Here is a 20,828-nt window from a genome sequence, read left to right on the forward strand (position 1 = left end):
GTGGTCTCGATGTGGTTCTCGATCATCGAGATCGACTCGCTCCGCCATCGACAGGCCCTGGCTTCGCCGGGGCCTGTTGCCATCGAACGGCGCCGGCACCGTCGACGGCGAGCTCGTCGTCGGGGTTGTAGAGCGCGCACGCCGACAGCGACAGGCAGCCGCAGCCGATACAGCCGTCCAGCGAGTCGCGCAGCCGCTCCAACAGGCGGATCCGGTCGTCGAGGTCGGCACGCCAGGCGGCCGAGAGCCGAGCCCAGTCGGCCTTGGTCGGGGTCCGTCCGCCCGGCAGCGTCTCGAGCGCGGCACGGATCTGCGCGAGCGGGAGTCCCAGCCGTTGCGAGACCCGGATGAAGGCCAGTCGCCGCAGTACGTCGCGGTGGTAGCGCCGCTGGTTGCCGCTCGTGCGCCGCGACTCGATCAGCCCCTCGCGCTCGTAGTAGTGCAGCGTCGGCACGCTCACCCCAGCGCGCGCCGCCACCTCGGCGGGCGTCAGCTCGTGTCGGCGGATCGACTCGTGTTCGGTCATCCTTGTCCCTCCCCGATCGGTCCCTCTTCGACTGTCCCTTCGGTCACTTGACCTCAACCTAGCTTGAGGTTGTCGGATGGCGACATGACCATCGAGACGACAGGCATCGGCGACCAGACCCTCGAGGAGGCCTACGAGCGTCTGCACCGGACCGGGCCGGAGTTCGACGGCGGGCTCAGCAACCACGGCCCGATGGCGGTGGAGGCGCTGGTGCGGCACGGCCACGAGGACGACGTCGGGCAGTGGGTCGACGGCTACCGGCGTCGGCTGACCGAGCCGCCGCGGCCCTCCGAGCGGATCACCGCCGAGACCTGGCGGGCGGCGCTGGGCGACATCCGAAGGCTGGGCGACTGGCCGGTCTGGTTCGCTGAGCAGCTGCAGGAGAAGCCGTGGGGCGACGTACTCGCGACGTGGTGGCCGCGGCTGCTGCCCGGCATCGCCGCCGGTGCCACCCACGGTGCCATCCGCACCGGCCACGCCGTGCGTGCCCTGCGTGAGGGCGGCGAGACGCCGGCACGGCTCGACGAGCTCGCCCAAGCTCTCGGCTACTGGGCGACCCGCTGGCTCCCGGTGCCCGCGACGGCCGGTCCGACCGGCCGGCTCGCGCTGGAGACCGCGCTCGCGCTGGTCCCGACCGTCCCGGAGCAGTACGGCGGCATCAGCCACCGGCTCGCACAGCTCACCGAGCTGCCCGGTTGGGCCGATGCCCAGCAGCGCGTCCTGCCGCCGGTCGCCGCGGAGGAGGCCGAGACCTGGCTGGCGGCGCTGGTGACGGCGGCCGTGCACCGCTACGCCACCCACGCCCACGGCAACCCGGTGATGCTGGTGCACGCCGCGACCGCACCCAACGCCGTCCTGCGCACGCTGCCGTCGCTACCGCGCGAGCTGTGGGTGTGCAGTGCGGTGACGGCGTGGTCGGCCGCCGCCGCGATCCACGCCGCCTACGCGCCTTCCGAGGGTTTCGCCGTCGGACGTCCGGTCGACGGCCCCGACGAGGTCTTCGCGCGCGCCGTAAGGCACGGCGACGAGCACGCCATCAAGCTGGCCGACACCGCCCTCGACGTGCACGCCTGGACCGGCGACCCGCTCGCCCTCGCCGCCGCACTGCGTGCGCTGGAGCTGATCGAGGCCGTCTGAGTGGGGCGGACGAGCGGTGACTCAGCGTGCCATCTCGGCCTTCGGCGCGTGGTCCACGACGGTCGTGGTCACCGATGTCAGCATCGTGGTCTTGTCCCGATCCATCCCGGGTACGTCGGGGAAGTCGGGGTCGGTCCCGCGTTCACCGACGTACTGCCCCGTCCGGGCGTCGAAGATCATCTGAAAGTGGCTGCCGCGGGCCCCGATCGCAATGCCGGCGCGTCCGTCGAGCGTGGTCACGCCTTGCTGGACTGCCATGCCAGGTGTCGCGGCGAGGGCGCTGAAGAGCGCGCTCCGGATGGCAGCGGGTGCCAGGCCGCTACGCAGCACCTCGCTGTAGACCTCCTCGAACTTGTACGCCAGCCCGGAGCCCTCGCTGTGATCTGACTTCTGGATGGCCGCGAGCAGGGCTTGCGGGTTGCGGGGTAGCTCCGCGTACCAGTGCGGGTCATAGGTCTTGACGTACGTCCCGACGCCGTGCAAGGCCTCGCTCGGCTGCTGATGGGTGCGGGTCGGCGTGCCCTGGTCCAGGAAGTCGGTGCTGTTGTTGCGCAGCACTTTGGTCCCTTCGCGGAATGTCCAGGGGGCGTCCACGTCGTGCGGGATCCAGATAGTCCGGGTGTACTGCTCTTCGCTCACCTCGGGACGCCCGTCCTCGCCGACCAGGGTCTTTCCGTTGGTCCCGCCAGCGATGCCCCAGCTCCGTTGGACCAGCGTGATCCTCAGGTACTGCCCCGGCCCGACGACCGGGTCGTGCTGCGCGAGTGCCGCGTGCGCCGCCCGCTCGAAGACGGCGGCAGCAGCAGGAGCGCCGCCCACCTCACGGTCGCCGAGGCGGACCGTCACGGCACCGGCGGCGACGACGGAGGCCGCCACTCCGACAGCGACGGCGTACCGCAGTCGACGCCGGCGCCGGGCCGAGGTGACCTTCGCGCGCATCGTCTCGGTGGTGGCCGCTCGGCGTACGGCGACGCGCGCCGCGATCAGCGCCTCCTCGGCCGCCGGCGGCACCTGACCGGCGCGCTCGAGCTCGGTCCAGGGGTCTGTGGGCTGGGTGTCGGTCGGGGTCATGACTGCGGGCCTCCGGGGACGGTGGTGGCGGATATGTTCCAAGCGGTGGTGATGCGCGCGCGGGCCCTGTGCAGCCGCGAGCGGGCGGTTCCGGCTGGGATGCCGAGCACGGCGGCCGCTTCGCTGGGGGTGAGCTGCTCCCAGGCGATCACCAGGAGCACTTCGCGCTCCTCGACCGGAAGGGCGGCCAGGGCATCGCGGAGCGCGTGGGCGGTGCCGGCAGCGTCGAGTCTCCGGTCGACGGCGTCCCAGTCATCGAGGTAGGCGTCGCCGGGGGAGTCGGGCGTGCCGGCCGCGCTCGCCACGGCCACCGGTGACTCGCGCACGCTGCTGCGCAGGTGGCTGAAGAGCACGTGGCGAGCGATGCCGAACATCCATGCCGCGACCTCCGCACGGCTCTCGTCGTACTGGTGCCGACCGCGGAAGGCGGCCAGCCAGACCTCGCTGAGCAGGTCGTCGGCATGCTCGGGGGCTCGCCGGCGCAGATAGGCGTGCACGCGGGGACCCAGCGAGGTGACGAGCTCCTCGAAGGCATGCGGGTCGCGCAGCGATCTCGCCACGATGTCGGGGTCGGACACGTACCTCTCCTGTCCGGGCCGGAGGGCCCACACCGGATTCTTCGCGAAGCGGCGGCGTAGCGTTCGCGCCGCCGCGCCGGGACCGGGTCCCGATGGGTGTCCACAGTCACGAGTTGGTTCCGCCGCCGGCGTCCGTCGCCGATACTCTTGGCCGGTGAGCACTCAACCCGTGGCCCCCGCCTCCGCCGCCGGCTCGCGCCCCTTGGGCGTGGCCCTACTGGGCTGCGGTGTCGTCGGCTCCCAGGTGGTCCGGCTGCTGCACGAGCAGGCCGACGACCTGGCGGCGCGGATCGGCGCCCCGGTCGTGCTCAAGGGCGTCGCCGTACGCCGCCTGGATGCTCCCCGCGATGCCGACGTGCCCGCTGGCCTGCTCACCACCGATGCGGCCACCCTCGTCGCGCGCGACGACGTCGACATCGTGGTCGAGGTGATCGGTGGCATCGAGCCGGCCCGCGCGCTGATCCTGTCTGCGCTGGAGAGCGGCGCCAGCGTCGTCACCGCCAACAAGGCGCTGCTGGCCGAGGACGGCGCCACCCTCTTCGAGGCCGCCGAGAAGGCCGGTCGCGACCTCTACTACGAGGCCGCCGTCGCCGGTGCCATCCCGATCCTGCGCCCGCTGCGCGACTCGCTCGCCGGTGACCGGGTGACCAAGGTGATCGGCATCGTCAACGGCACCACCAACTACATCCTGGACAAGATGGACACGTTCGGGTCCGGCTTCGCCGAGGCACTGGCCGAGGCCCAGGAGCTGGGCTATGCGGAGGCCGACCCGACCGCCGACGTGGAGGCGTTCGACGCCGCTGCCAAGGCCGCGATCCTGGCCAGCCTGGCCTTCCACACCCGGGTGACCGGCAGCGACGTGCACCGCGAAGGCATCTCGGACGTCACCGCCGCCGACGTCGCCTCTGCCAAGGACATGGGCTGCGTGGTCAAGCTCCTGGCCATCGCCGAGCTCAAGGAGGACGCCGACGGCCAGAGCGCCGTGAGCGCCCGGGTCCACCCGGCGATGATCCCCAGGGAGCACCCGCTGGCGAGCGTGCGCGACGCCTACAACGCCGTCTTCGTCGAGTCCGAGGCCGCCGGGCAGCTGATGTTCTACGGCCGCGGGGCCGGTGGCGCCCCGACCGCCAGTGCTGTCCTCGGTGACCTCGTCACGGTCGCGCGCAACCTGGTGGCCGGCACCAAGGGCGTCGCCGCGTCGGCGTACGCCGCCCGGGCCGTGCTGCCGATGGGGGAGACGCTGACCCGCTACCACGTCGCCATCGACGTTGACGACCGGGCGGGCGTGCTCTCGGCGGTCGCGCTGGCCTTCGCCGAGCACGGCGTCTCGATCCAGACCGTGCGTCAGGAGGGCCGAGGCGCCGACGCGCAGCTGGTGGTCGTCTCGCACACCGCGACCGACGCCCAGCTCAGCGCGACGGTCGACCGGCTCCGCACCATGGACATCGTGCGTGACGTCACCTCGGTGATGCGCGTGGAGGGAGAAGAATGAGCACCACTCACCAGTGGCGGGGCCTGATCGAGGAGTACCGCGAGCTGCTCGACATCCCGGCGGCGACGCCGGCGATCACCCTCGGCGAGGGCGGCACGCCGCTGGTCCACTCCGAGTGGCTCTCCGGCGTCACCGGCGGTGACGTCTGGATCAAGGTCGAGGGCGCGAACCCGACCGGTTCGTTCAAGGACCGCGGCATGACCGCCGCCATCTCGGTGGCGGTGCACGAGGGTGCCAAGGCCTGCGTCTGCGCCTCGACAGGCAACACGTCGGCTTCGATGGCCGCGTACGCCGCCAAGGCCGGCCTCACCCCGATCGTCCTCGTGCCGGACGGCAAGATCTCGGCCAGCAAGATGGCTCAGGCGCTGGTGCACGGCGCTCAGGTGCTGCGGGTGCGCGGCAACTTCGACGACTGCCTGAAGATGTCGCGCGGGCTCGCCGAGCACTACCCGGTCGCGCTGGTCAACAGTGTCAACCCTGTCCGTCTGGAGGGTCAGAAGACCGCCTCCTTCGAGGTCGTCGACCGGCTCGGCGACGCTCCGGACTTCCACCTGATGCCGATCGGCAACGCCGGCAACATGAGTGCCTACTGGCTCGGCTACACCCAGTACCTCGCGGCAGGCAAGGCCACCAGGACCCCCGTCATGCGGGCGTTCCAGGCAGAGGGTGCCGCGCCGCTGGTGCTCGGTCGCCCGGTCGAGCACCCGGAGACCCGCGCCACCGCGATCCGGATCGGCAACCCTGCCTCCTGGAAGCTGGCCGAAGCGGCCAAGGCCGCCTCGGGCGGTCGGTTCAAGGCGCTCTCCGACGACCAGATCCTGGCCGCCCAGGCGGAGTTGGCCCGTCGCGACGGCATCTTCGTCGAGCCCGCCTCCGCCGCGGGTGTGGCCGGTCTGCTCGCCGACGTCGCCGCGGGTGACTCCTACGCGGGCAAGGTCACCGTCATCACCGTCACCGGTCATGGTCTGAAGGACACGGTCACCGCGCTCGAGTACTTCGGCGAGGTGCCGGACGTGGTCGTGGACGCCGACATCGACGCCGCGGCCGCGGCCGCCGGCCTGATCTGACCGGCGGGATCACCTCGATGGGGAAGACGTTCGTTGCTGCGCCTGTCACCATCACGGTGCCTGCCACCTCGGCCAATCTGGGCCCCGGGTTCGACTCGCTCGGCCTCGCCCTCGACCTGCGAGACACGCTGGTCGGCGAGGTGCTGCCGGCGGGCCTCGAGGTCGAGGTCAGCGGCGCGGGCTCCGAGGCGGTGCCGCGCGACGAGTCCCATCTGGTGGTGCGTTCGATGCGGGCCGCGTTCGAGGTGCTGGGGGAGCAGCCCCCGGGGCTGCGGCTGAGCTGCCGCAACGTCATCCCGCATGCCCGCGGCCTGGGCTCCTCCTCAGCGGCCATCGTGGGCGGCATCGTGCTCGCCCGCGCGCTGGTCGCCGACGGGGTCGCACGGCTCGACGACGACGCCGCGTTCCGGCTGGCCGCCGAGATCGAGGGTCATCCCGACAACGTCGCCCCTGCGATGTACGGCGGTTTCACCATCTCCGGGCACGAGGCTGATGCGTTCTACTCCGTGCCCTCGCCGGTCGCCGCCGGCATCGGCGCGGTGGTCTTCGTCCCGCCCACCGGCGTGGAGACCAAGGTCGCCCGTGGGCTGCTGCCCGCGACGGTCCCGCACGCCGATGCCGCAGCCGATGCCGGTCGCACCGCCCTGCTCGTGGCCGCGTTGGCCTGTCGGCCCGACCAGCTGCTGCGCGCCACCCGGGACTACCTTCACCAGGACTATCGCCGCCCGGCGATGCCGGAGTCGCTGGCTCTGGTGGACGCGCTGCGCGCCGACGGCGTACCTGCTGTCGTGTCCGGCGCCGGCCCCACCGTGCTCGCCCTCGTCGACGGTGGGGACGCCCGCGCGCTCCTCGCCCGTACGCCGCAGGGCTGGACCTGCCACGCCCTCGACATCGACCCGACCGGCGCGCGGGTCGAGGAATGATTCACGCCACACCAGTGCTACATTGATCAAGCGCTGACGATGTCGGCGTAGTACCCAACTGTGCAGCGGCACTCATCTGCTCTGCCTCGAAGGTGCGCGCCTTCCTCCAGTTCCCGTGCAGATCTGCTCTGCGCAACCGCCGAGACCGCAGGTCGGTCCCCCGTCGGGGAGGGAGGTTCTGACAAAGACAAACCGTCGGCTGCACCGTCCGGTGCGCCCGGCTGTGATACGTGGGAAGGACCTCACGTGACGGAAACCATCGAATCCACCGACGCAGCGCCCAAGAAGGCAGCGCCGAAGAAGGCAGCAGCCGGTGGGCTCAACTCCATGCTGCTCGCCGACCTCAAGGCGATGGCCAGCGGCATGGGCATCGCCGGCTCGGGCGCCATGAAGAAGGCCCAGTTGGTCGAGGCGATCAAGGATGCTCAGAGCAGCCGCCCCACCCAGCGCGTGACGCAGCGCCCGGCGCGCACCAAGGCCGAGAAGGTCCAGCAGACCGCGCCGCCCGAGCAGGGCCAGGCCGAGCAGCGCCAGGCCGAGCAGCGCCAGGCCGAGCAGTCTGTGCAGGCCGAGCAGGCAGCGCCGGAGAAGCCCGCGCGCACCCGTGCCGCTCGCGGCGCGAAGGCCAACCAGACACCGCCGGCCGAGGCCGCCGCGCCGGTCACCAACACCACCAGCGAGGCCTCCGCCGAGGGCGAGACCCGCCCGCGTCGGGAGCGGCAGCGCAAGCCCAAGGCCGACGCCGAGACGCCCGCCGTCAGCGAGAACCGCTCCGAGGCGAAGGCCCAGCAGCACGGCGCTCAGCAGGCTCAGGACGACGCCCAGCACGAGGACGGCCAGCAGCGCGAGCGCCAGCCGCGGCAGAGCCAGGGCAACCAGGGCCAGAACCGAACGGGCAGCGACCGCAACAGCGACCGCAACAGCGACCATGCCGCCAACACGAACACCGCCAACGCGAACGCCGGCAGTGCGAACAACGCCGCCAACGCGAGCAACGACCCCGACGGTGACGGCAGCCGCCGCAACCGTCGCCGACGTGGCCGCGACCGCGATCGCAACCGCCCGGTCGGCGCCGTACGGGGGGACATCGACACCGAGATCCGCGACGACGACGTCCTCGTGCCGGCGGCCGGCATCCTGGACGTGCTGGACAACTACGCGTTCGTCAGGACCAGCGGCTACCTGCCCGGTCCCGAGGACGTCTACGTCTCCCTGTCGATGGTGCGCAAGCTCGGCCTGCGCCGCGGCGATGCCATCGTCGGCCAGGTGCGTCAGCCCCGTGAGGGCGAGCGCAAGGAGAAGTTCAACCCCATGGTCAAGATCGACAGCGTCAACGGCACCGACCCGACGCAGTCGCCCAACCGGGTGGAGTTCTCCAAGCTGACCCCGCTCTACGCCAGCGAGCGGCTGCGGATGGAGACCGACGCCACCAACCTGATCGGCCGCGTCATCGACATCGCCGCGCCGATCGGCAAGGGCCAGCGCGGCCTGATCGTCTCGCCCGCCAAGGCCGGCAAGACTATGATCATGCAGTCGATCGCGAACTCCATCACGATCAACAACCCCGAGTGTCACCTGATGGTGGTCCTGGTCGACGAGCGACCCGAGGAGGTCACCGACTTCCAGCGCTCGGTCAAGGGCGAGGTCATCTCCAGCACGTTCGACCGCCCGGCCAGCGACCACACCATCGTCGCCGAGCTGGCGATCGAGCGGGCCAAGCGCCTGGTCGAGCTCGGTCACGACGTCGTCGTGCTCCTCGACGGCATCACCCGCCTCGGCCGTGCCTACAACCTTGCCGCGCCGGCCAGCGGCCGGATCCTGTCCGGTGGTGTCGACTCTGCGGCGCTCTACCCGCCGAAGAGGTTCTTCGGGGCGGCCCGCAACATCGAGAACGGCGGCTCGCTGACGATCCTGGCCACCGCGCTGATCGAGTCCGGCTCGAAGATGGACGAGGTGATCTTCGAGGAGTTCAAGGGCACCGGCAACATGGAGATCCGGCTGCGCCGCGACTTCGCCGAGAAGCGCATCTTCCCGGCGATCGATGCCATCCAGTCCGGCACCCGCCGCGAGGAGCTCCTTGTCAGCAAGGAGGAGCTCGCGATCATCTGGAAGCTGCGTCGCGTGCTCTCCGCCCTCGACGGCCAGCAGGCCCTCGAGCTCCTGCTCGAGCGGTTGAAGAAGACGCACAGCAACGTCGAGTTCCTGATGCAGGTGCAGAAGACCACGCCGGGCCCCGACGGCGACTGATCGGCCCGACGCCTGCCTGAACGACGGTCGCCGCGTGACCAGGACCCCCGAGGGAATTGGTTCGCGGCGGCTGTTGTTCCTATCATTGCCCGTCGGTTCCGGTTCACGTCTCGCATCCGCGTAGACGACCCGGCGCCCCAAGAGATGAGGACACCATGAAGGCTGACATCCACCCGACCTACGTGGAGACCGAGGTCACCTGCACCTGCGGCGCCACGTTCACGACCCGCAGCACCAAGACGGGCGGCGTCATCCGCGCCGACGTCTGCAGCGCGTGCCACCCCTTCTACACCGGCAAGCAGAAGATCCTCGACACCGGCGGCCGCGTGGCCCGCTTCGAGGCTCGCTACGGCAAGAAGAACAAGTAGCGCCTTCCGAGCGCCGACCTTTCCCCGCGCGGGGAAGGTCGGCGCTCGTCATTTCTGCACGTGTAGGGATCCAACGTCCAGGAGGCGCAGATGGCGCAGTTCGAGGCAGTAGAAGGGCTCGTCGAGGAGCACGCCACGCTGGAGATGCGGCTGGCGGAGCCCGAGACGCACGCCGACGCACGGCTCGCCAAGCGGCTCAACCAGCGCTACTCCGAGCTCAACGCGATCATCGGCGCCTGGCGTGAGTGGGGCCAACTCGCCGAGGACATCGAGGCCGCCCGCGAGCTCGCCGCCGAGGATCCCGCCTTCGCCGAGGAGGCCGAGGCCCTGACCGTACGCCGCGGCGAGGCCGAGGAGCGGCTGCGGCGTCTGCTGGTGCCCCGTGATCCGGCGGACGACAAGGACACCCTCCTCGAGGTCAAGTCGGGGGAGGGCGGCGAGGAGTCCGCCCTCTTCGCCGCCGACCTGCTGCGGATGTACACCCGTTACGCCGAGCGGCTCGGCTGGAAGGTCGAGATCCTCGACGCCAACGAGTCCGACCTGGGCGGCTACAAGTCCGTCACGGTCGCGGTGAAGGCCAAGGGCACGCCCGAGCCGGGCCAGACGCCGTACGCGCTGTTGAAGTTCGAGGGCGGGGTGCACCGCGTGCAGCGGGTGCCGGTCACCGAGAGCCAGGGCCGGGTGCACACGTCGGCCGCCGGTGTCCTGGTGATGCCCGAGGCCGAGCAGGTCGACGTCGAGATCAACGACAACGACCTGCGCATCGACGTCTTCCGCAGCTCGGGTCCCGGCGGCCAGAGCGTCAACACCACCGACTCGGCGGTCAGGATCACCCACCTGCCCACCGGGATCGTGGTCAGCTGCCAGAACGAGAAGTCGCAGCTGCAGAACAAGGACCAGGCGTTGCGCATCCTGCGTTCCCGACTGCTGCAGGCCGCACAGGAGGCCGCCGATGCCGAGGCCAGCGATGCCCGGCGCAGCCAGGTGCGCACCGTGGACCGCTCCGAGCGGATCCGCACCTACAACTTCCCGGAGAACCGCATCTCCGACCACCGCACCGGCTACAAGGCCTACAACCTCGACCAGGTGCTCGACGGCGACCTCGGTCCGGTCATCTCCTCGGCGGTCGACGCGGACCTGGCCGCTCGGCTGGAGGCGCTGGAGAAGTGAGCGACTCGATCAAGCGGCGTGAGGTGATCGCCGCGGCGACGCAACGGCTGCGCGAGGGCGGCGTCGCGAGCCCCGAGTACGACGCGGCAGAGCTTCTCGCCCATGTCCTGGGCACTGGCCGCGCCCAGCTCGTCCTGGTGGACGAGGTGGCCGCCGACCGTGCGGACGCCTTCGAGCAGTTGGTCGCCCGCCGTGCCGCTCGCGAGCCGCTGCAGCACCTGACCGGGGTGGCGCACTTCCGGCACGTGGAGCTCGCGGTCGGCCCCGGTGTCTTCGTGCCGCGCCCGGAGACCGAGCTGCTGGCCGGCTGGGCGATCGAGGCCCTTCGACAGGCTCAGGGACCGGGCTCCGTGCCAGCGGGACCGGGCTCCGTGCCAGCAGGACCGGACGCCGAGCCCGTCGAGGCGCCTGTCGTGGTCGACCTGTGCACGGGTTCCGGTGCGATCGCCAAGGCCATCAAGGACGAGGTCCCGGCTGCCTCAGTGCACGCCGTGGAGCTGAGCGAGGACGCCTACCCCTGGGCGGAGCGCAACCTCGCCGGTGCCGGTATCGACCTGCGGCAGGGCGACATGGCCACGGCGTTCACCGACCTCGACGGCGCTGTCGACGTGGTGGTCTGCAATCCGCCCTACATCCCGCTCGAGGCGTGGGAGTCGGTGGCGGCCGAGGCGCGCGACCACGACCCGCACCTGGCCCTGTTCTCCGGTCAGGACGGCCTGGATGCGATCCGCGTCCTGGAGCGACGCGCAGCGCAGCTGCTTCGCCTCGGCGGCGTGGTCGGCTTCGAGCACGCCGACGAGCAGGGTGAGCTGGCCCCGGCCATCTTCAGTGCCACCGGACGCTGGACCGACGTACGCGATCACCAGGACCTGGCAGGTCGGCCGCGCTTCGTGACCGCGAGGCTGGCACGATGACCCCCATGAGCACGCGCCACTCCACCAGCACCGACGAGGAGCGCGAGGCGGCGATCGCCGCCGCGACACAGGCATTGCGAGCCGGCGAGGTGGCGGTCATCCCGACCGACACCGTCTACGGCATCGCGGCCGACGCCTTCGACCCCGCAGCGGTCCGCAAGCTGCTGGCTGCCAAGGGCCGCGGCCGCGAGATGCCGCCGCCCGTGCTGGTCAACGCACCGGGGACCGTCGACGCGCTCGCGGTCGACATCCCCGACTGGGCGCGGGCGCTCTTCGTGGAGTTCTGGCCGGGACCGCTGACCGTGGTGCTGCACCAGCAGTCCTCGCTGCAGTGGGACCTGGGGGAGACCCGCGGCACCGTCGCGGTCCGTGTTCCCGATCATCCGCTCGCGTTGGAGATCCTCGCGCGAACCGGCCCGCTCGCGGTCAGCTCGGCCAACAAGACCGGTCAGCCGGCAGCACTGGACGCGGATGGCGCCGAGGAGATGCTCGGCGCTGACGTGGACGTGATCGTCGACGACGGTGCCGTGCCCGGCGGTGAGGCCTCGACCATCCTGGATGCCACCGCCGCGGAGCCGCGTCTGCTGCGGCTCGGCGCGCTCTCCGTGGAGAAGATCGACGCCGTCCTGGCCCCGCACGGGGTCAGTGTCCAGGGCGTCGTGCGAGAAGACTGAGGCGAGGCAGAAGCGTGCGGGCCTACCTCCTGCTCTTCCTCGTCGCCGGGGCGGTCACCTATCTGCTCACCGTCGTCGCCCGGGAGATCGCGCTGCGCACCGGTGCGGTGGCACGCGTGCGCGACAGAGACGTGCACGACGAGCCGATCCCTTACCTGGGCGGCCTGGCGATGCTTGGCGGCCTCGGTGCCGCCTACCTGGTCGCGCGGCACATGCCGTTCCTGACCGAGTCCCAGCCGTTCGTGGTGCACGACGCCGGTGTCGTCCTCATCGCAGGAGCGCTGATCTGTGCGGTCGGGGTGATCGACGACATCTTCGAGCTCGACGCGCTGACCAAGCTCGGGGGCCAGGTGCTTGCGGTCTCGGTGCTGATCTACTTCCAGATCCAGTACACATTCATCACCTGGTCCGATGGCTCGGTCTTCACCCTGGATCTCGCTCAGGGGGCGCTGCTCACCGGGATCGTGGTGGTGGCGACGATCAACGCGGTGAACTTCGTCGACGGCCTGGACGGCCTGGCCGCGGGCGTCGTCGGCATCGGCGCCGTCGCGTTCTTCCTCTTCTCCTACGAGCTGACCCGCGCCAACGGCCTGAGTCACGCCACCACCGCGGCGCTGCTCAGTGCCTCGCTCGCCGGCGCCTGCGGTGGCTTCCTGGTGCACAACTGGCACCCTGCCCGGCTCTTCATGGGCGACAGCGGCTCGATGCTGATCGGGCTCGTCCTCTCGGCGAGTGCCGTCAGCCTCTCCGGTCAGTTCTCCTCCGAGCAGCTCACCGAGGGTGCCGGGGGCGCGAGGGCCAGCCTGCTGCCGACCCTGCTGCCGGTGCTGCTGCCCGTGACCATCCTGATCGTGCCCTTCACCGACCTCGTGCTGGCAGTCGTACGCCGCACCCGCGCAGGGCGCTCGCCCTTCGCCCCGGACAAGATGCACCTGCACCACCGTCTGCTGGAGATCGGGCACTCCCAGCGCCGCGCTGTGCTGATCATGTGGCTGTGGGCCGCACTGATCGGCTTCGGCTCCGTGCTCGCCAGCCTCTACACCGGCCCCTGGATGTGGGGCGGTGTGGCTGCGATGGTGGTGGTGACGCTCGCGCTGACCTTCCTGCTGCCGAAGGTGTCCGCGCCCGGCCATCCGGCCCAGGGAGCCCTCGCCGTGAACCCGTCCGAACGGCATTGATCGATCCATTTCAGCGCTGGAGGACGCTCGTGATAGCGTTCACGAGCGTTGGTCGGGGTGACCCGAACCGCACGATGACCGCCCATTGACACAGAACGGCCGCCAATGTTGACGACCGCAATCCGCGACTCCTTCCCGGGCCCCTGGCCTGGACAGTTGAGTGCAGCGTCCTGTGGTAATTTCGGCCGGTGCCAGAACCACAAGAGCCGGCAACACTGGGGGGTCGTGACCTCCTCGGTCTCGGCGGCCTCCTCGCCGGTTGCGTCGTCGGTTGCACACTCCTCGGGCTGCTCGTCGACCATGTCGCGGGCTCGTCGCCGGTCGGCGTCGTCCTGGGTGTCGCGATCGGCATCGTGCTCGCCGCGTTCGGCTTCGCTGCGCGGGCACGTCGCGCACTTCGCAGCTGAGGTGACCCGATGAATCAGCCCGCCAGCGACCACGACATGCAGCAGCTCCCGGACCACGCCAGCATCGCGCGCGTGATCCGGGACCAGCGCAAGATCGAGCTCGTCGCGCTCGGCATGATGGTGATCAGCATCTGGTTCTACCAGGCCGGCAGCTGGATCCTCCCGATCTCACTGATCATCGGCATCGCCCTTGGGCTGCTCAACCACCTCGCCACCGAGTACTGGCTGCTCAAGGTGATCACGTCCGGTGAGACCCCGACGCGAGGCCAGCTCACCCGGGCCACGATGATCCGACTCTGCATCCTGGCGGTGGTGGCCGTCGCCGCCGCCTGGGCCTTCTGGCCCAATGGCATCGGAGTCCTCCTCGGACTCGCCATCTTCCGTCTCATCGCTCTGGTGATGACCACCCTCCCGCTGCTGAAGGAGCTGAAGAACCAATGAGCGGCACGCTGCCTCTCGAGATCGAGATCCACCCCGGTGAGCACCCGGAGTGGCACTTCCTCGGCATGACGTTCAACGCCGACACGATCTGGAACACCGTCATCGCCGGTGCGATCGTCGTCATTCTCGGCTTCGTGCTGCGCTCGCAGCTGACCCGGCGACAGAGCGAGAACCACGTCCCCAGCAAGCTGCAGATCCTCTGGGAGGCGGTCGTCTCCAACACCGAGACCCAGGTAGAGGACAACCTCGGCCGGGTGCACCCGTTCGTGGTGCCGCTGGCCGTCGCCCTCTTCTTCTTCATCTTGATCGCCAACTGGATCGAGATGATCCCGAGCAAGATCAACAGCCACCACGGCGAGGTGTTCGTCGCTCCGACGGCCGACACCAACCTGACCTATGCGATGGCCCTCCTGGCGATCGTCGGCGTGTGGGTCTACGGCATCCGGGAGAAGGGCGCGAAGGCCTACTTCCACCACTTCCTGGAGCCCTACCCGGTGCTGCTCCCGCTCAACGTCCTCGAGGAGCTCGTCAAGCCGATCACGCTCGCGCTGCGTCTCTTCGGCAACATCTTCGCCGGCGGGATCATGATCGCGCTGATCGCGGGCCTGGTGAGCTGGAAGATCGGCCCGGCGCCGGTCGGCGGCATCCTGGCCGTGGTCGCCAACGTCGTGTGGAAGCTCTTCGACATGGCCATCGGCGTCATCCAGGCTTTCATCTTCGCGCTGCTGGTCGTGCTCTACTTCGGCATGGCGGGCGCCGGTCACGGCGACGACCACGTCGAGAACGACGACCAGCACGGTGATCACACCCCCGAACTCGCGGCCTGAGCGCAGCGCTCAGCCGTTACCAGAGGTAAACCCAATGGCGCCGGTCCCCGGCGCGGAACCAAGGAGAGACAACAGTGGCAACAACCATTGAGTCGGCCATCAAGACCGCTGGCGCCTTCGTCGGCGGCGGCCTCGCCCTCGGCGGCGGCGCGATCGGCGCCGGCGTCGGTGACGGCCTCGCCGGTTCGTCGTACATCCAGGGCGTTGCCCGTCAGCCGGAGGCCCAGGGCCGCCTGCAGACGATCTTCTTCCTGACCGTGGGTCTGGTCGAGGCGATGTTCTTCATCAACCTCGCCTTCATGGCCCTGTTCGTCTTCGTCCTCGGTAAGTGAGCTCGCCCCGCTCAGGGGCGCACGACCCGAACTAGGCAAAGGACCAAGAGGTAGATGATCACACCTGACCTGATCCCGCTCGCGAGCAACTTCCTCGTGCCCAATGGCACGTTCATCGTGGAGTTGATCGCCTTCGCGATCATCGTGTTCCTCCTGGCCAAGTTCGTCATCCCGCCGATCAACAAGGCGATGACCGCGCGGCAGGAGGCGATCCGCCAGCAGTTCGCGGACCTCGACAAGGCCAAGGAGGAGGCGAACTCCGCCAAGGACGAGTTCGAGGCGCAGATCGCCGACGCTCGCAAGGAGGCTGCTCGCATCCGCGAGGACGCCCGCGAGCAGGGCGCGGCGATCATCGCCGAGCTGCGCGAGCAGGCGCAGGCCGAGGCGAACCGGATCGTCGAGCACGGCAAGACGCAGATCGAGGCAGAGCGGCAGCAGGCAGTCGCCTCGCTGCGGGCCGAGGTCGGTTCCCTCGCGACTGGCCTCGCCGGCCGCATCGTGGGGGAGAGTCTCGAGGACGACGCTCGCCAGACCCGTGTGGTCGAGCGCTTCCTCACCGAGTTGGAGAAGGCTGAGTGATGGACCTTCGTGGTGCGTCCGCCGATTCCGTCGCCGCCCTCACCGAGCAGCTGAAGACCGCGGTCTCGAGCTCGGTGTCGGCGGCGGCGACCGCGGCCGACTCCCTCTACTCGGTCTCGCAGACGCTCCGCTCGGAGCCGGCGCTGCGCCGGTTCCTCACCGACGGCTCGGTTCCGACCGAGGCGAAGCAGGGCCTCGTCCGCGAGGTCTTCGGTGGCAAGCTCGACCAGACCGCACTCGACCTGGTCGTTGACGCGACCGGTCGTCGCTGGATCCACAGCGGTGATCTGGCCGATGGCGTCGAGCGACTCAGCGAGATCGCCGCGGTGCTCTCGGCGGGTACCGAGGGTGGGAAGCTGTCCGACGAGCTGTTCGCGCTCGGTGGCGTCATCACTGACAACCCCGAGCTCCGCGACGCGATCTCTGACCCGAGCCGTGACAACGCCGACAAGGCGAAGCTGCTCTCGGATCTGCTGGGCGGCAAGGCCCTTCCGGCAACGATCGCGCTGGCCAAGCAGGCGCTGTCCGGCACCTACGGCACGGTGACGGCGGCGCTGACCGCCTATCGCAAACTGGCCGCTGACGTCCACGGTGAGTCGGTGGCAACCGTCCGGGTGGCGCGCGCGCTCTCCGAGAACGAGTCACAGCGGCTGACCGCCGCCCTGGCCAAGCAGTACGGCCGCCCGGTGCACGCCAAGGTCGTCGTCGACGCCTCCGTCATCGGTGGCGTCCGCGTCGAGATCGGTGACGACGTCATCGACGGCACTATCGCTTCCCGCCTCGACGAGGCCGGCCGCAAGCTCGCGGGCTGACGGCCACCAACGAACTTTCAAGAACGAGAGAGAAGGCATCTGAGATGACGGAGCTGACCATCCGTCCGGAGGAGATCCGCGACGCGCTGGCGAAGTACGTCGCCGACTACCAGCCGGAGGCTGCCAAGACCGAGGAGGTCGGCACGGTCGCACAGACCGCTGACGGCATCGCCCGTGTCGCGGGCCTGCCCTCGGCGATGGCGAACGAACTGCTGCAGTTCGAGGACGGCACGCTGGGCCTCGCCCTGAACCTGGACACCCGCGAGATCGGCGTCGTCATCCTGGGTGACTTCGACAAGATCGAGGAGGGCCAGACGGTCCGCCGCACCGGGGAGGTCCTCTCGGTTCCCGTCGGCGACGGCTACCTGGGCCGCGTCGTCGACCCGCTCGGCAACCCGATCGACGGCCTGGGCGACATCGCCACCACCGGTCGCCGTGCCCTCGAGCTGCAGGCTCCCGGCGTCATGGCCCGCAAGTCGGTGCACGAGCCGCTCGCGACCGGTATCAAGGCCATCGACGCGATGACTCCGATCGGCCGTGGCCAGCGTCAGCTGATCATCGGTGACCGCGCGACCGGCAAGACCACGATCGCGATCGACACGATCATCAACCAGAAGCAGAACTGGGAGACCGGCGACCCGACCAAGCAGGTCCGCTGCATCTACGTCGCCATCGGCCAGAAGGGCTCCACCATCGCCTCGGTGCGCGGTGCCCTCGACGAGGCCGGTGCGCTGGAGTACACCACGATCGTCGCGGCCCCGGCCTCGGACAGCGCGGGCTTCAAGTACCTCGCCCCGTACACCGGCTCGGCCATCGGCCAGGAGTGGATGTACGACGGCAAGCACGTCCTCATCGTCTTCGACGACCTGACCAAGCAGGCCGAGGCCTACCGTGCCGTGTCGCTGCTGCTGCGTCGTCCGCCGGGCCGTGAGGCCTACCCGGGTGACGTCTTCTACCTGCACAGCCGCCTGCTCGAGCGCTGCGCGAAGCTCTCCGACGAGCTGGGCGCGGGCTCGATGACCGGTCTGCCGATCATCGAGACCAAGGCCAACGACGTCTCGGCGTTCATCCCGACCAACGTCATCTCGATCACCGACGGTCAGATCTTCCTGCAGTCCGACCTGTTCGCGGCCAACCAGCGTCCGGCCATCGACGTCGGCGTCTCGGTCTCCCGCGTCGGTGGCGCGGCGATGACCAAGGCGATGAAGGCCGTCACCGGCTCGCTCAAGGTCGACCTCGCGCAGTTCCGCGCGATGGAGGCGTTCGCCATGTTCGCCTCCGACCTGGACGCCGCTTCGCGCCAGCAGCTCGAGCGTGGATCGCGCCTGATGGCGCTGCTCAAGCAGCCCGCCTACTCGCCCTACCCGGTCGAGGAGATGACGGTCTCGCTGTGGCTGGGCACGACCGGTCGCCTCGACAAGATCCCGGCGAGCGACGTGCTCAAGTTCGAGCGCGAGTTCCTGGACTACCTGCGTACCTCGGAGGCGGGCCTGCTCGGCGCGATCCGCGAGACGCTGAAGTTCGAGGACGACACTGAGCAGCAGCTCTCCGCGGCGTACGACGCGTTCCTGCCGCAGTTCGAGACCTCCGACGGCAACACTGTCGCGGCCGGCTCTGCGAAGGCCGACGCGCTCGGGGCCGAGGACGTCGAGCAGGAGCAGATCGTCAAGCAGAAGCGGGGCTGACGCATGGCCGTATCGCTGCGTGAGTACCGCGCGCGGATCAAGTCGACGGAGTCGATGAAGAAGATCACGCGCGCCATGGAGCTCATCGCTGCGTCCCGCATCATCAAGGCGCAGCAGCGGGCCAACTCGGCCGCGCCGTACGCCCGTGAGCTCACCCGTGCGGTCAGCGCCGTGGCGACGTACTCCAACGTCGACCACGCGCTGACCACCGAGCCGGAGTCGCCGGACCGTGCCGCGGTGCTGGTCGTGACCAGCGACCGCGGCCTGGCCGGGGCCTACTCGTCCAGCGTGCTGCGCGAGGCCGAGGGTCTGGTCGAGAAGCTCAAGGCGGAAGGCAAGAAGGTCGACCTCTACATCTCCGGACGCAAGGGCGAGGCCTTCTACAAGTTCCGCGCTCGTCCGGTCGTCGAGGCCTGGACGGGTCACAGCGACCAGCCGACCTACGAAGTGGCCAAGGAGATCGGCTCGACCCTCATCGACACCTTCCTCGCCGGTCAGGGCGAGGGCGCCGAGGGTGTGCACGAGGTCCACGTCGTCTACACCCAGTTCAAGTCGATGCTCGTCCAGGAGCCGCACGCTGTGCGCCTTCTCCCGCTCGAGGTCGTCGAGGGCGAGGCGAAGCCGGAGCCCGGCGACGTCCTGCCGCTCTACGAGTTCGAGCCGTCGGCGGAGGCGGTCCTGGACGGCCTCCTGCCGCAGTACGTCGAGAGCCGGGTCTTCTTCGCGCTCCTCCAGGCGGCAGCCTCCGAGCTGGCCGCCCGGCAGAAGGCGATGAAGTCGGCGACCGACAACGCGGACGAGCTCATCAAGAAGTTCACCCGTGTCGCCAACCAGGCGCGCCAGGCCGGCATCACCCAGGAAATCAGCGAGATCGTCGGTGGCGTGAACGCCCTCGCCGACGCCACCGCCGCGAACGACTGATCACCGAAGAAGAGTGAGTGAAATGACTGCAACCATCGACGAACAGCGTCAGACGTCGGGGCCGGGCACCGGTCGCATCGCCCGGGTCATTGGCCCGGTCGTCGACATCGAGTTCCCCGTGGACGCGATGCCGGAGATCTACAACAAGCTCGAGGTCGAGGTCGAGCTCAGCGGCGAGACGGCCGTCCTGCCGCTCGAGGTCGCCCAGCACATCGGCGACGGCGTCGTCCGCGCGATCTCGCTGAAGCCGACCGACGGCTTGGTCCGCGGCGCCCGCGTGACCGACACCGGCAACCCGATCATGGTGCCGGTCGGCGACGTGACCCTCGGCCACGTGTTCAACGCCACCGGTGACATCCTGAACCTGGAGCCGGGTGAGAAGCTCGAGATCAACGAGCGCTGGGGCATCCACCGCAAGGCCCCGGCCTTCGACCAGCTCGAGTCGAAGACCCAGATGTTCGAGACCGGCATCAAGGTCATCGACCTGCTCACGCCGTACGTCACGGGCGGCAAGATCGGTCTGTTCGGTGGTGCCGGTGTCGGCAAGACCGTTCTGATCCAGGAGATGATCGCCCGTGTGGCCCGCAACCACGGCGGTGTGTCGGTGTTCGCCGGTGTCGGCGAGCGCACCCGTGAGGGCAACGACCTGATCGTCGAGATGCAGGAGGCCGGCGTCTTCGGCCAGACCGCCCTCGTGTTCGGTCAGATGGACGAGCCGCCGGGCACGCGCCTTCGGGTGGCGCTCTCGGCCCTGACGATGGCGGAGTACTTCCGCGACGTGCAGAAGCAGGACGTGCTGCTGTTCATCGACAACATCTTCCGCTTCACCCAGGCCGGTTCCGAGGTCTCGACCCTGCTCGGTCGGATGCCGTCCGCCGTGGGCTACCAGCCCAACCTCGCCGACGAGATGGGTACGCTCCAGGAGCGCATCACCTCTACGCGTGGTCACTCGATCACCTCGATGCAGGCGATCTACGTGCCGGCCGACGACTACACCGACCCGGCTCCGGCGACGACCTTCGCCCACCTCGACGCCACCACCGAGCTCTCCCGTGAGATCGCTTCGCTGGGTATCTACCCGGCCGTGGACCCGATCACGTCGACGTCGCGCATCCTCGACCCGCAGTACATCGGGCAGGCGCACTACGACTGCGCGATCCGGATCAAGCAGATCCTGCAGCGCAACAAGGAGCTCCAGGACATCATCGCGATCCTCGGTGTCGACGAGCTGTCGGAGGAGGACCGGGTCATCGTGTCCCGCGCCCGCCGTATCCAGCGGTTCCTCTCGCAGAACACCTACGTTGCCAAGCAGTTCACCGGCATCGAGGGTTCGACGGTCACCATCGGCGAGACCATCGAGGCGTTCAACAAGATCGCCGACGGTGAGTACGACCACGTGGCGGAGCAGGCCTTCTTCATGTGCGGCGGTCTGGACGACGTCGAGCGCAAGTGGGCCGAGATCCAGAAGAGCCTGTGACC

The 20,828-nt window shown here is 69.6% G+C and carries 22 protein-coding genes; 19 read left to right on the plus strand and 3 right to left on the minus strand.

Annotated features, from left to right (window positions below):
• Positions 1-22 precede the first annotated feature (22 nt).
• Positions 23-526 carry a redox-sensitive transcriptional activator SoxR gene (gene soxR / locus H036_RS0114355; RefSeq protein WP_017935491.1) on the minus strand — a complete coding sequence of 168 codons (504 nt, stop codon included), beginning with the start codon at positions 524-526 and terminating at the stop codon, positions 23-25.
• An 84-nt stretch (positions 527-610) separates the two neighbouring features.
• Between soxR and H036_RS0114360 the strand changes: the two genes are divergently transcribed.
• Positions 611-1,663: a questin oxidase family protein gene (locus H036_RS0114360; protein ID WP_017935492.1), complete on the plus strand. Its 1,053-nt coding sequence runs from the start codon at positions 611-613 to the stop codon at positions 1,661-1,663.
• Positions 1,664-1,684: 21 nt separating this feature from the next.
• On the opposite strand, the gene H036_RS24510 is transcribed toward H036_RS0114360, so the two are convergent.
• Positions 1,685-2,734: a CU044_5270 family protein gene (locus tag H036_RS24510; protein ID WP_017935493.1), complete on the minus strand. Its 1,050-nt coding sequence runs from the start codon at positions 2,732-2,734 to the stop codon at positions 1,685-1,687.
• Positions 2,731-3,312 carry an RNA polymerase sigma factor gene (locus tag H036_RS0114370; RefSeq protein ID WP_017935494.1) on the minus strand — a complete coding sequence of 194 codons (582 nt, stop codon included), beginning with the start codon at positions 3,310-3,312 and terminating at the stop codon, positions 2,731-2,733. Before H036_RS0114370 ends, H036_RS24510 begins: the two co-directional genes overlap by 4 nt.
• A gap of 169 nt (positions 3,313-3,481) precedes the next feature.
• Here H036_RS0114370 and H036_RS0114375 point away from each other — a divergent pair, with 169 nt between their 5' ends.
• The 18 genes from H036_RS0114375 to atpD all read left to right on the plus strand — a co-directional run bounded on the left by H036_RS0114375 (position 3,482) and on the right by atpD (position 20,826).
• Positions 3,482-4,804, plus strand: a complete 1,323-nt coding sequence (locus tag H036_RS0114375; RefSeq protein WP_017935495.1) for a homoserine dehydrogenase — start codon at positions 3,482-3,484, stop codon at positions 4,802-4,804.
• Entirely contained in the window at positions 4,801-5,871 is a 1,071-nt protein-coding gene (gene thrC / locus H036_RS0114380; protein WP_017935496.1) for a threonine synthase, read from the plus strand. Before H036_RS0114375 ends, thrC begins: the two co-directional genes overlap by 4 nt.
• Positions 5,872-5,888: 17 nt before the next feature.
• Positions 5,889-6,794: a homoserine kinase gene (thrB, locus tag H036_RS0114385; RefSeq protein ID WP_017935497.1), complete on the plus strand. Its 906-nt coding sequence runs from the start codon at positions 5,889-5,891 to the stop codon at positions 6,792-6,794.
• Between the two features lie 246 nt (positions 6,795-7,040).
• Positions 7,041-9,041: a transcription termination factor Rho gene (gene rho, locus H036_RS0114390; protein WP_017935498.1), complete on the plus strand. Its 2,001-nt coding sequence runs from the start codon at positions 7,041-7,043 to the stop codon at positions 9,039-9,041.
• Positions 9,042-9,196: 155 nt separating this feature from the next.
• Positions 9,197-9,409, plus strand: coding sequence for a 50S ribosomal protein L31 (rpmE, locus tag H036_RS0114395; RefSeq protein WP_017935499.1), 213 nt, complete (start codon positions 9,197-9,199; stop codon positions 9,407-9,409).
• Between the two features lie 90 nt (positions 9,410-9,499).
• Positions 9,500-10,579: a peptide chain release factor 1 gene (prfA, locus tag H036_RS0114400; RefSeq protein ID WP_017935500.1), complete on the plus strand. Its 1,080-nt coding sequence runs from the start codon at positions 9,500-9,502 to the stop codon at positions 10,577-10,579.
• On the plus strand, positions 10,576-11,493 hold the full coding sequence (prmC, locus tag H036_RS0114405; protein WP_017935501.1) for a peptide chain release factor N(5)-glutamine methyltransferase: 918 nt from the start codon (positions 10,576-10,578) through the stop codon (positions 11,491-11,493). The genes prfA and prmC overlap by 4 nt, the downstream gene beginning before the upstream one ends.
• Positions 11,494-11,498: 5 nt before the next feature.
• The gene (locus H036_RS22975) at positions 11,499-12,167 is read left to right on the plus strand and encodes an L-threonylcarbamoyladenylate synthase (protein WP_017935502.1); all 669 of its coding nucleotides are present in this window, start codon (positions 11,499-11,501) and stop codon (positions 12,165-12,167) included.
• A gap of 14 nt (positions 12,168-12,181) precedes the next feature.
• A complete protein-coding gene (locus H036_RS0114415; protein ID WP_017935503.1) occupies positions 12,182-13,345 on the plus strand; it encodes a glycosyltransferase family 4 protein in 1,164 nt (387 codons plus the stop codon).
• Between the two features lie 188 nt (positions 13,346-13,533).
• Positions 13,534-13,752 carry a hypothetical protein gene (locus H036_RS22980; RefSeq protein ID WP_017935504.1) on the plus strand — a complete coding sequence of 73 codons (219 nt, stop codon included), beginning with the start codon at positions 13,534-13,536 and terminating at the stop codon, positions 13,750-13,752.
• 9 nt (positions 13,753-13,761) lie between these two features.
• On the plus strand, positions 13,762-14,193 hold the full coding sequence (locus tag H036_RS0114425; RefSeq protein WP_017935505.1) for an ATP synthase subunit I: 432 nt from the start codon (positions 13,762-13,764) through the stop codon (positions 14,191-14,193).
• Positions 14,190-15,020: a F0F1 ATP synthase subunit A gene (gene atpB, locus H036_RS22985; RefSeq protein WP_017935506.1), complete on the plus strand. Its 831-nt coding sequence runs from the start codon at positions 14,190-14,192 to the stop codon at positions 15,018-15,020. Before H036_RS0114425 ends, atpB begins: the two co-directional genes overlap by 4 nt.
• A gap of 74 nt (positions 15,021-15,094) precedes the next feature.
• Positions 15,095-15,352, plus strand: a complete 258-nt coding sequence (locus tag H036_RS0114435) for a F0F1 ATP synthase subunit C (protein WP_017935507.1) — start codon at positions 15,095-15,097, stop codon at positions 15,350-15,352.
• A gap of 54 nt (positions 15,353-15,406) precedes the next feature.
• Positions 15,407-15,931 carry a F0F1 ATP synthase subunit B gene (locus tag H036_RS0114440; protein ID WP_017935508.1) on the plus strand — a complete coding sequence of 175 codons (525 nt, stop codon included), beginning with the start codon at positions 15,407-15,409 and terminating at the stop codon, positions 15,929-15,931.
• Positions 15,931-16,743 (plus strand): F0F1 ATP synthase subunit delta, encoded by an 813-nt coding sequence (locus tag H036_RS0114445; RefSeq protein WP_017935509.1) that lies wholly within the window; start codon positions 15,931-15,933, stop codon positions 16,741-16,743. The genes H036_RS0114440 and H036_RS0114445 overlap by 1 nt, the downstream gene beginning before the upstream one ends.
• Before the next feature lie 44 nt (positions 16,744-16,787).
• A complete protein-coding gene (gene atpA, locus H036_RS0114450) occupies positions 16,788-18,428 on the plus strand; it encodes a F0F1 ATP synthase subunit alpha (RefSeq protein WP_017935510.1) in 1,641 nt (546 codons plus the stop codon).
• A gap of 3 nt (positions 18,429-18,431) precedes the next feature.
• Entirely contained in the window at positions 18,432-19,349 is a 918-nt protein-coding gene (locus H036_RS0114455) for a F0F1 ATP synthase subunit gamma (protein WP_017935511.1), read from the plus strand.
• Positions 19,350-19,371: 22 nt separating this feature from the next.
• Positions 19,372-20,826 carry a F0F1 ATP synthase subunit beta gene (atpD, locus tag H036_RS0114460; protein ID WP_017935512.1) on the plus strand — a complete coding sequence of 485 codons (1,455 nt, stop codon included), beginning with the start codon at positions 19,372-19,374 and terminating at the stop codon, positions 20,824-20,826.
• Positions 20,827-20,828 lie beyond the last annotated feature (2 nt).

It is taken from the genome of Nocardioides sp. Iso805N (assembly GCF_000364605.1).
Lineage (GTDB): Bacteria > Actinomycetota > Actinomycetes > Propionibacteriales > Nocardioidaceae > Nocardioides.

Bases quoted from the DNA above. Each gene is read 5' to 3' on its own strand.
- soxR (WP_017935491.1), bottom strand. From the start codon at position 526: ATGACCGAACACGAGTCGATCCGCCGACACGAGCTGACGCCCGCCGAG.
- H036_RS0114360 (WP_017935492.1), top strand. From the start codon at position 611: ATGACCATCGAGACGACAGGCATCGGCGACCAGACCCTCGAGGAGGCC.
- H036_RS24510 (WP_017935493.1), bottom strand. From the start codon at position 2,734: ATGACCCCGACCGACACCCAGCCCACAGACCCCTGGACCGAGCTCGAG.
- thrC (WP_017935496.1), top strand. From the start codon at position 4,801: ATGAGCACCACTCACCAGTGGCGGGGCCTGATCGAGGAGTACCGCGAG.
- thrB (WP_017935497.1), top strand. From the start codon at position 5,889: ATGGGGAAGACGTTCGTTGCTGCGCCTGTCACCATCACGGTGCCTGCC.
- rpmE (WP_017935499.1), top strand. From the start codon at position 9,197: ATGAAGGCTGACATCCACCCGACCTACGTGGAGACCGAGGTCACCTGC.
- prfA (WP_017935500.1), top strand. From the start codon at position 9,500: ATGGCGCAGTTCGAGGCAGTAGAAGGGCTCGTCGAGGAGCACGCCACG.
- H036_RS22975 (WP_017935502.1), top strand. From the start codon at position 11,499: ATGAGCACGCGCCACTCCACCAGCACCGACGAGGAGCGCGAGGCGGCG.
- H036_RS0114425 (WP_017935505.1), top strand. From the start codon at position 13,762: ATGAATCAGCCCGCCAGCGACCACGACATGCAGCAGCTCCCGGACCAC.
- atpB (WP_017935506.1), top strand. From the start codon at position 14,190: ATGAGCGGCACGCTGCCTCTCGAGATCGAGATCCACCCCGGTGAGCAC.
- H036_RS0114440 (WP_017935508.1), top strand. From the start codon at position 15,407: ATGATCACACCTGACCTGATCCCGCTCGCGAGCAACTTCCTCGTGCCC.
- H036_RS0114445 (WP_017935509.1), top strand. From the start codon at position 15,931: ATGGACCTTCGTGGTGCGTCCGCCGATTCCGTCGCCGCCCTCACCGAG.
- atpA (WP_017935510.1), top strand. From the start codon at position 16,788: ATGACGGAGCTGACCATCCGTCCGGAGGAGATCCGCGACGCGCTGGCG.
- H036_RS0114455 (WP_017935511.1), top strand. From the start codon at position 18,432: ATGGCCGTATCGCTGCGTGAGTACCGCGCGCGGATCAAGTCGACGGAG.
- atpD (WP_017935512.1), top strand. From the start codon at position 19,372: ATGACTGCAACCATCGACGAACAGCGTCAGACGTCGGGGCCGGGCACC.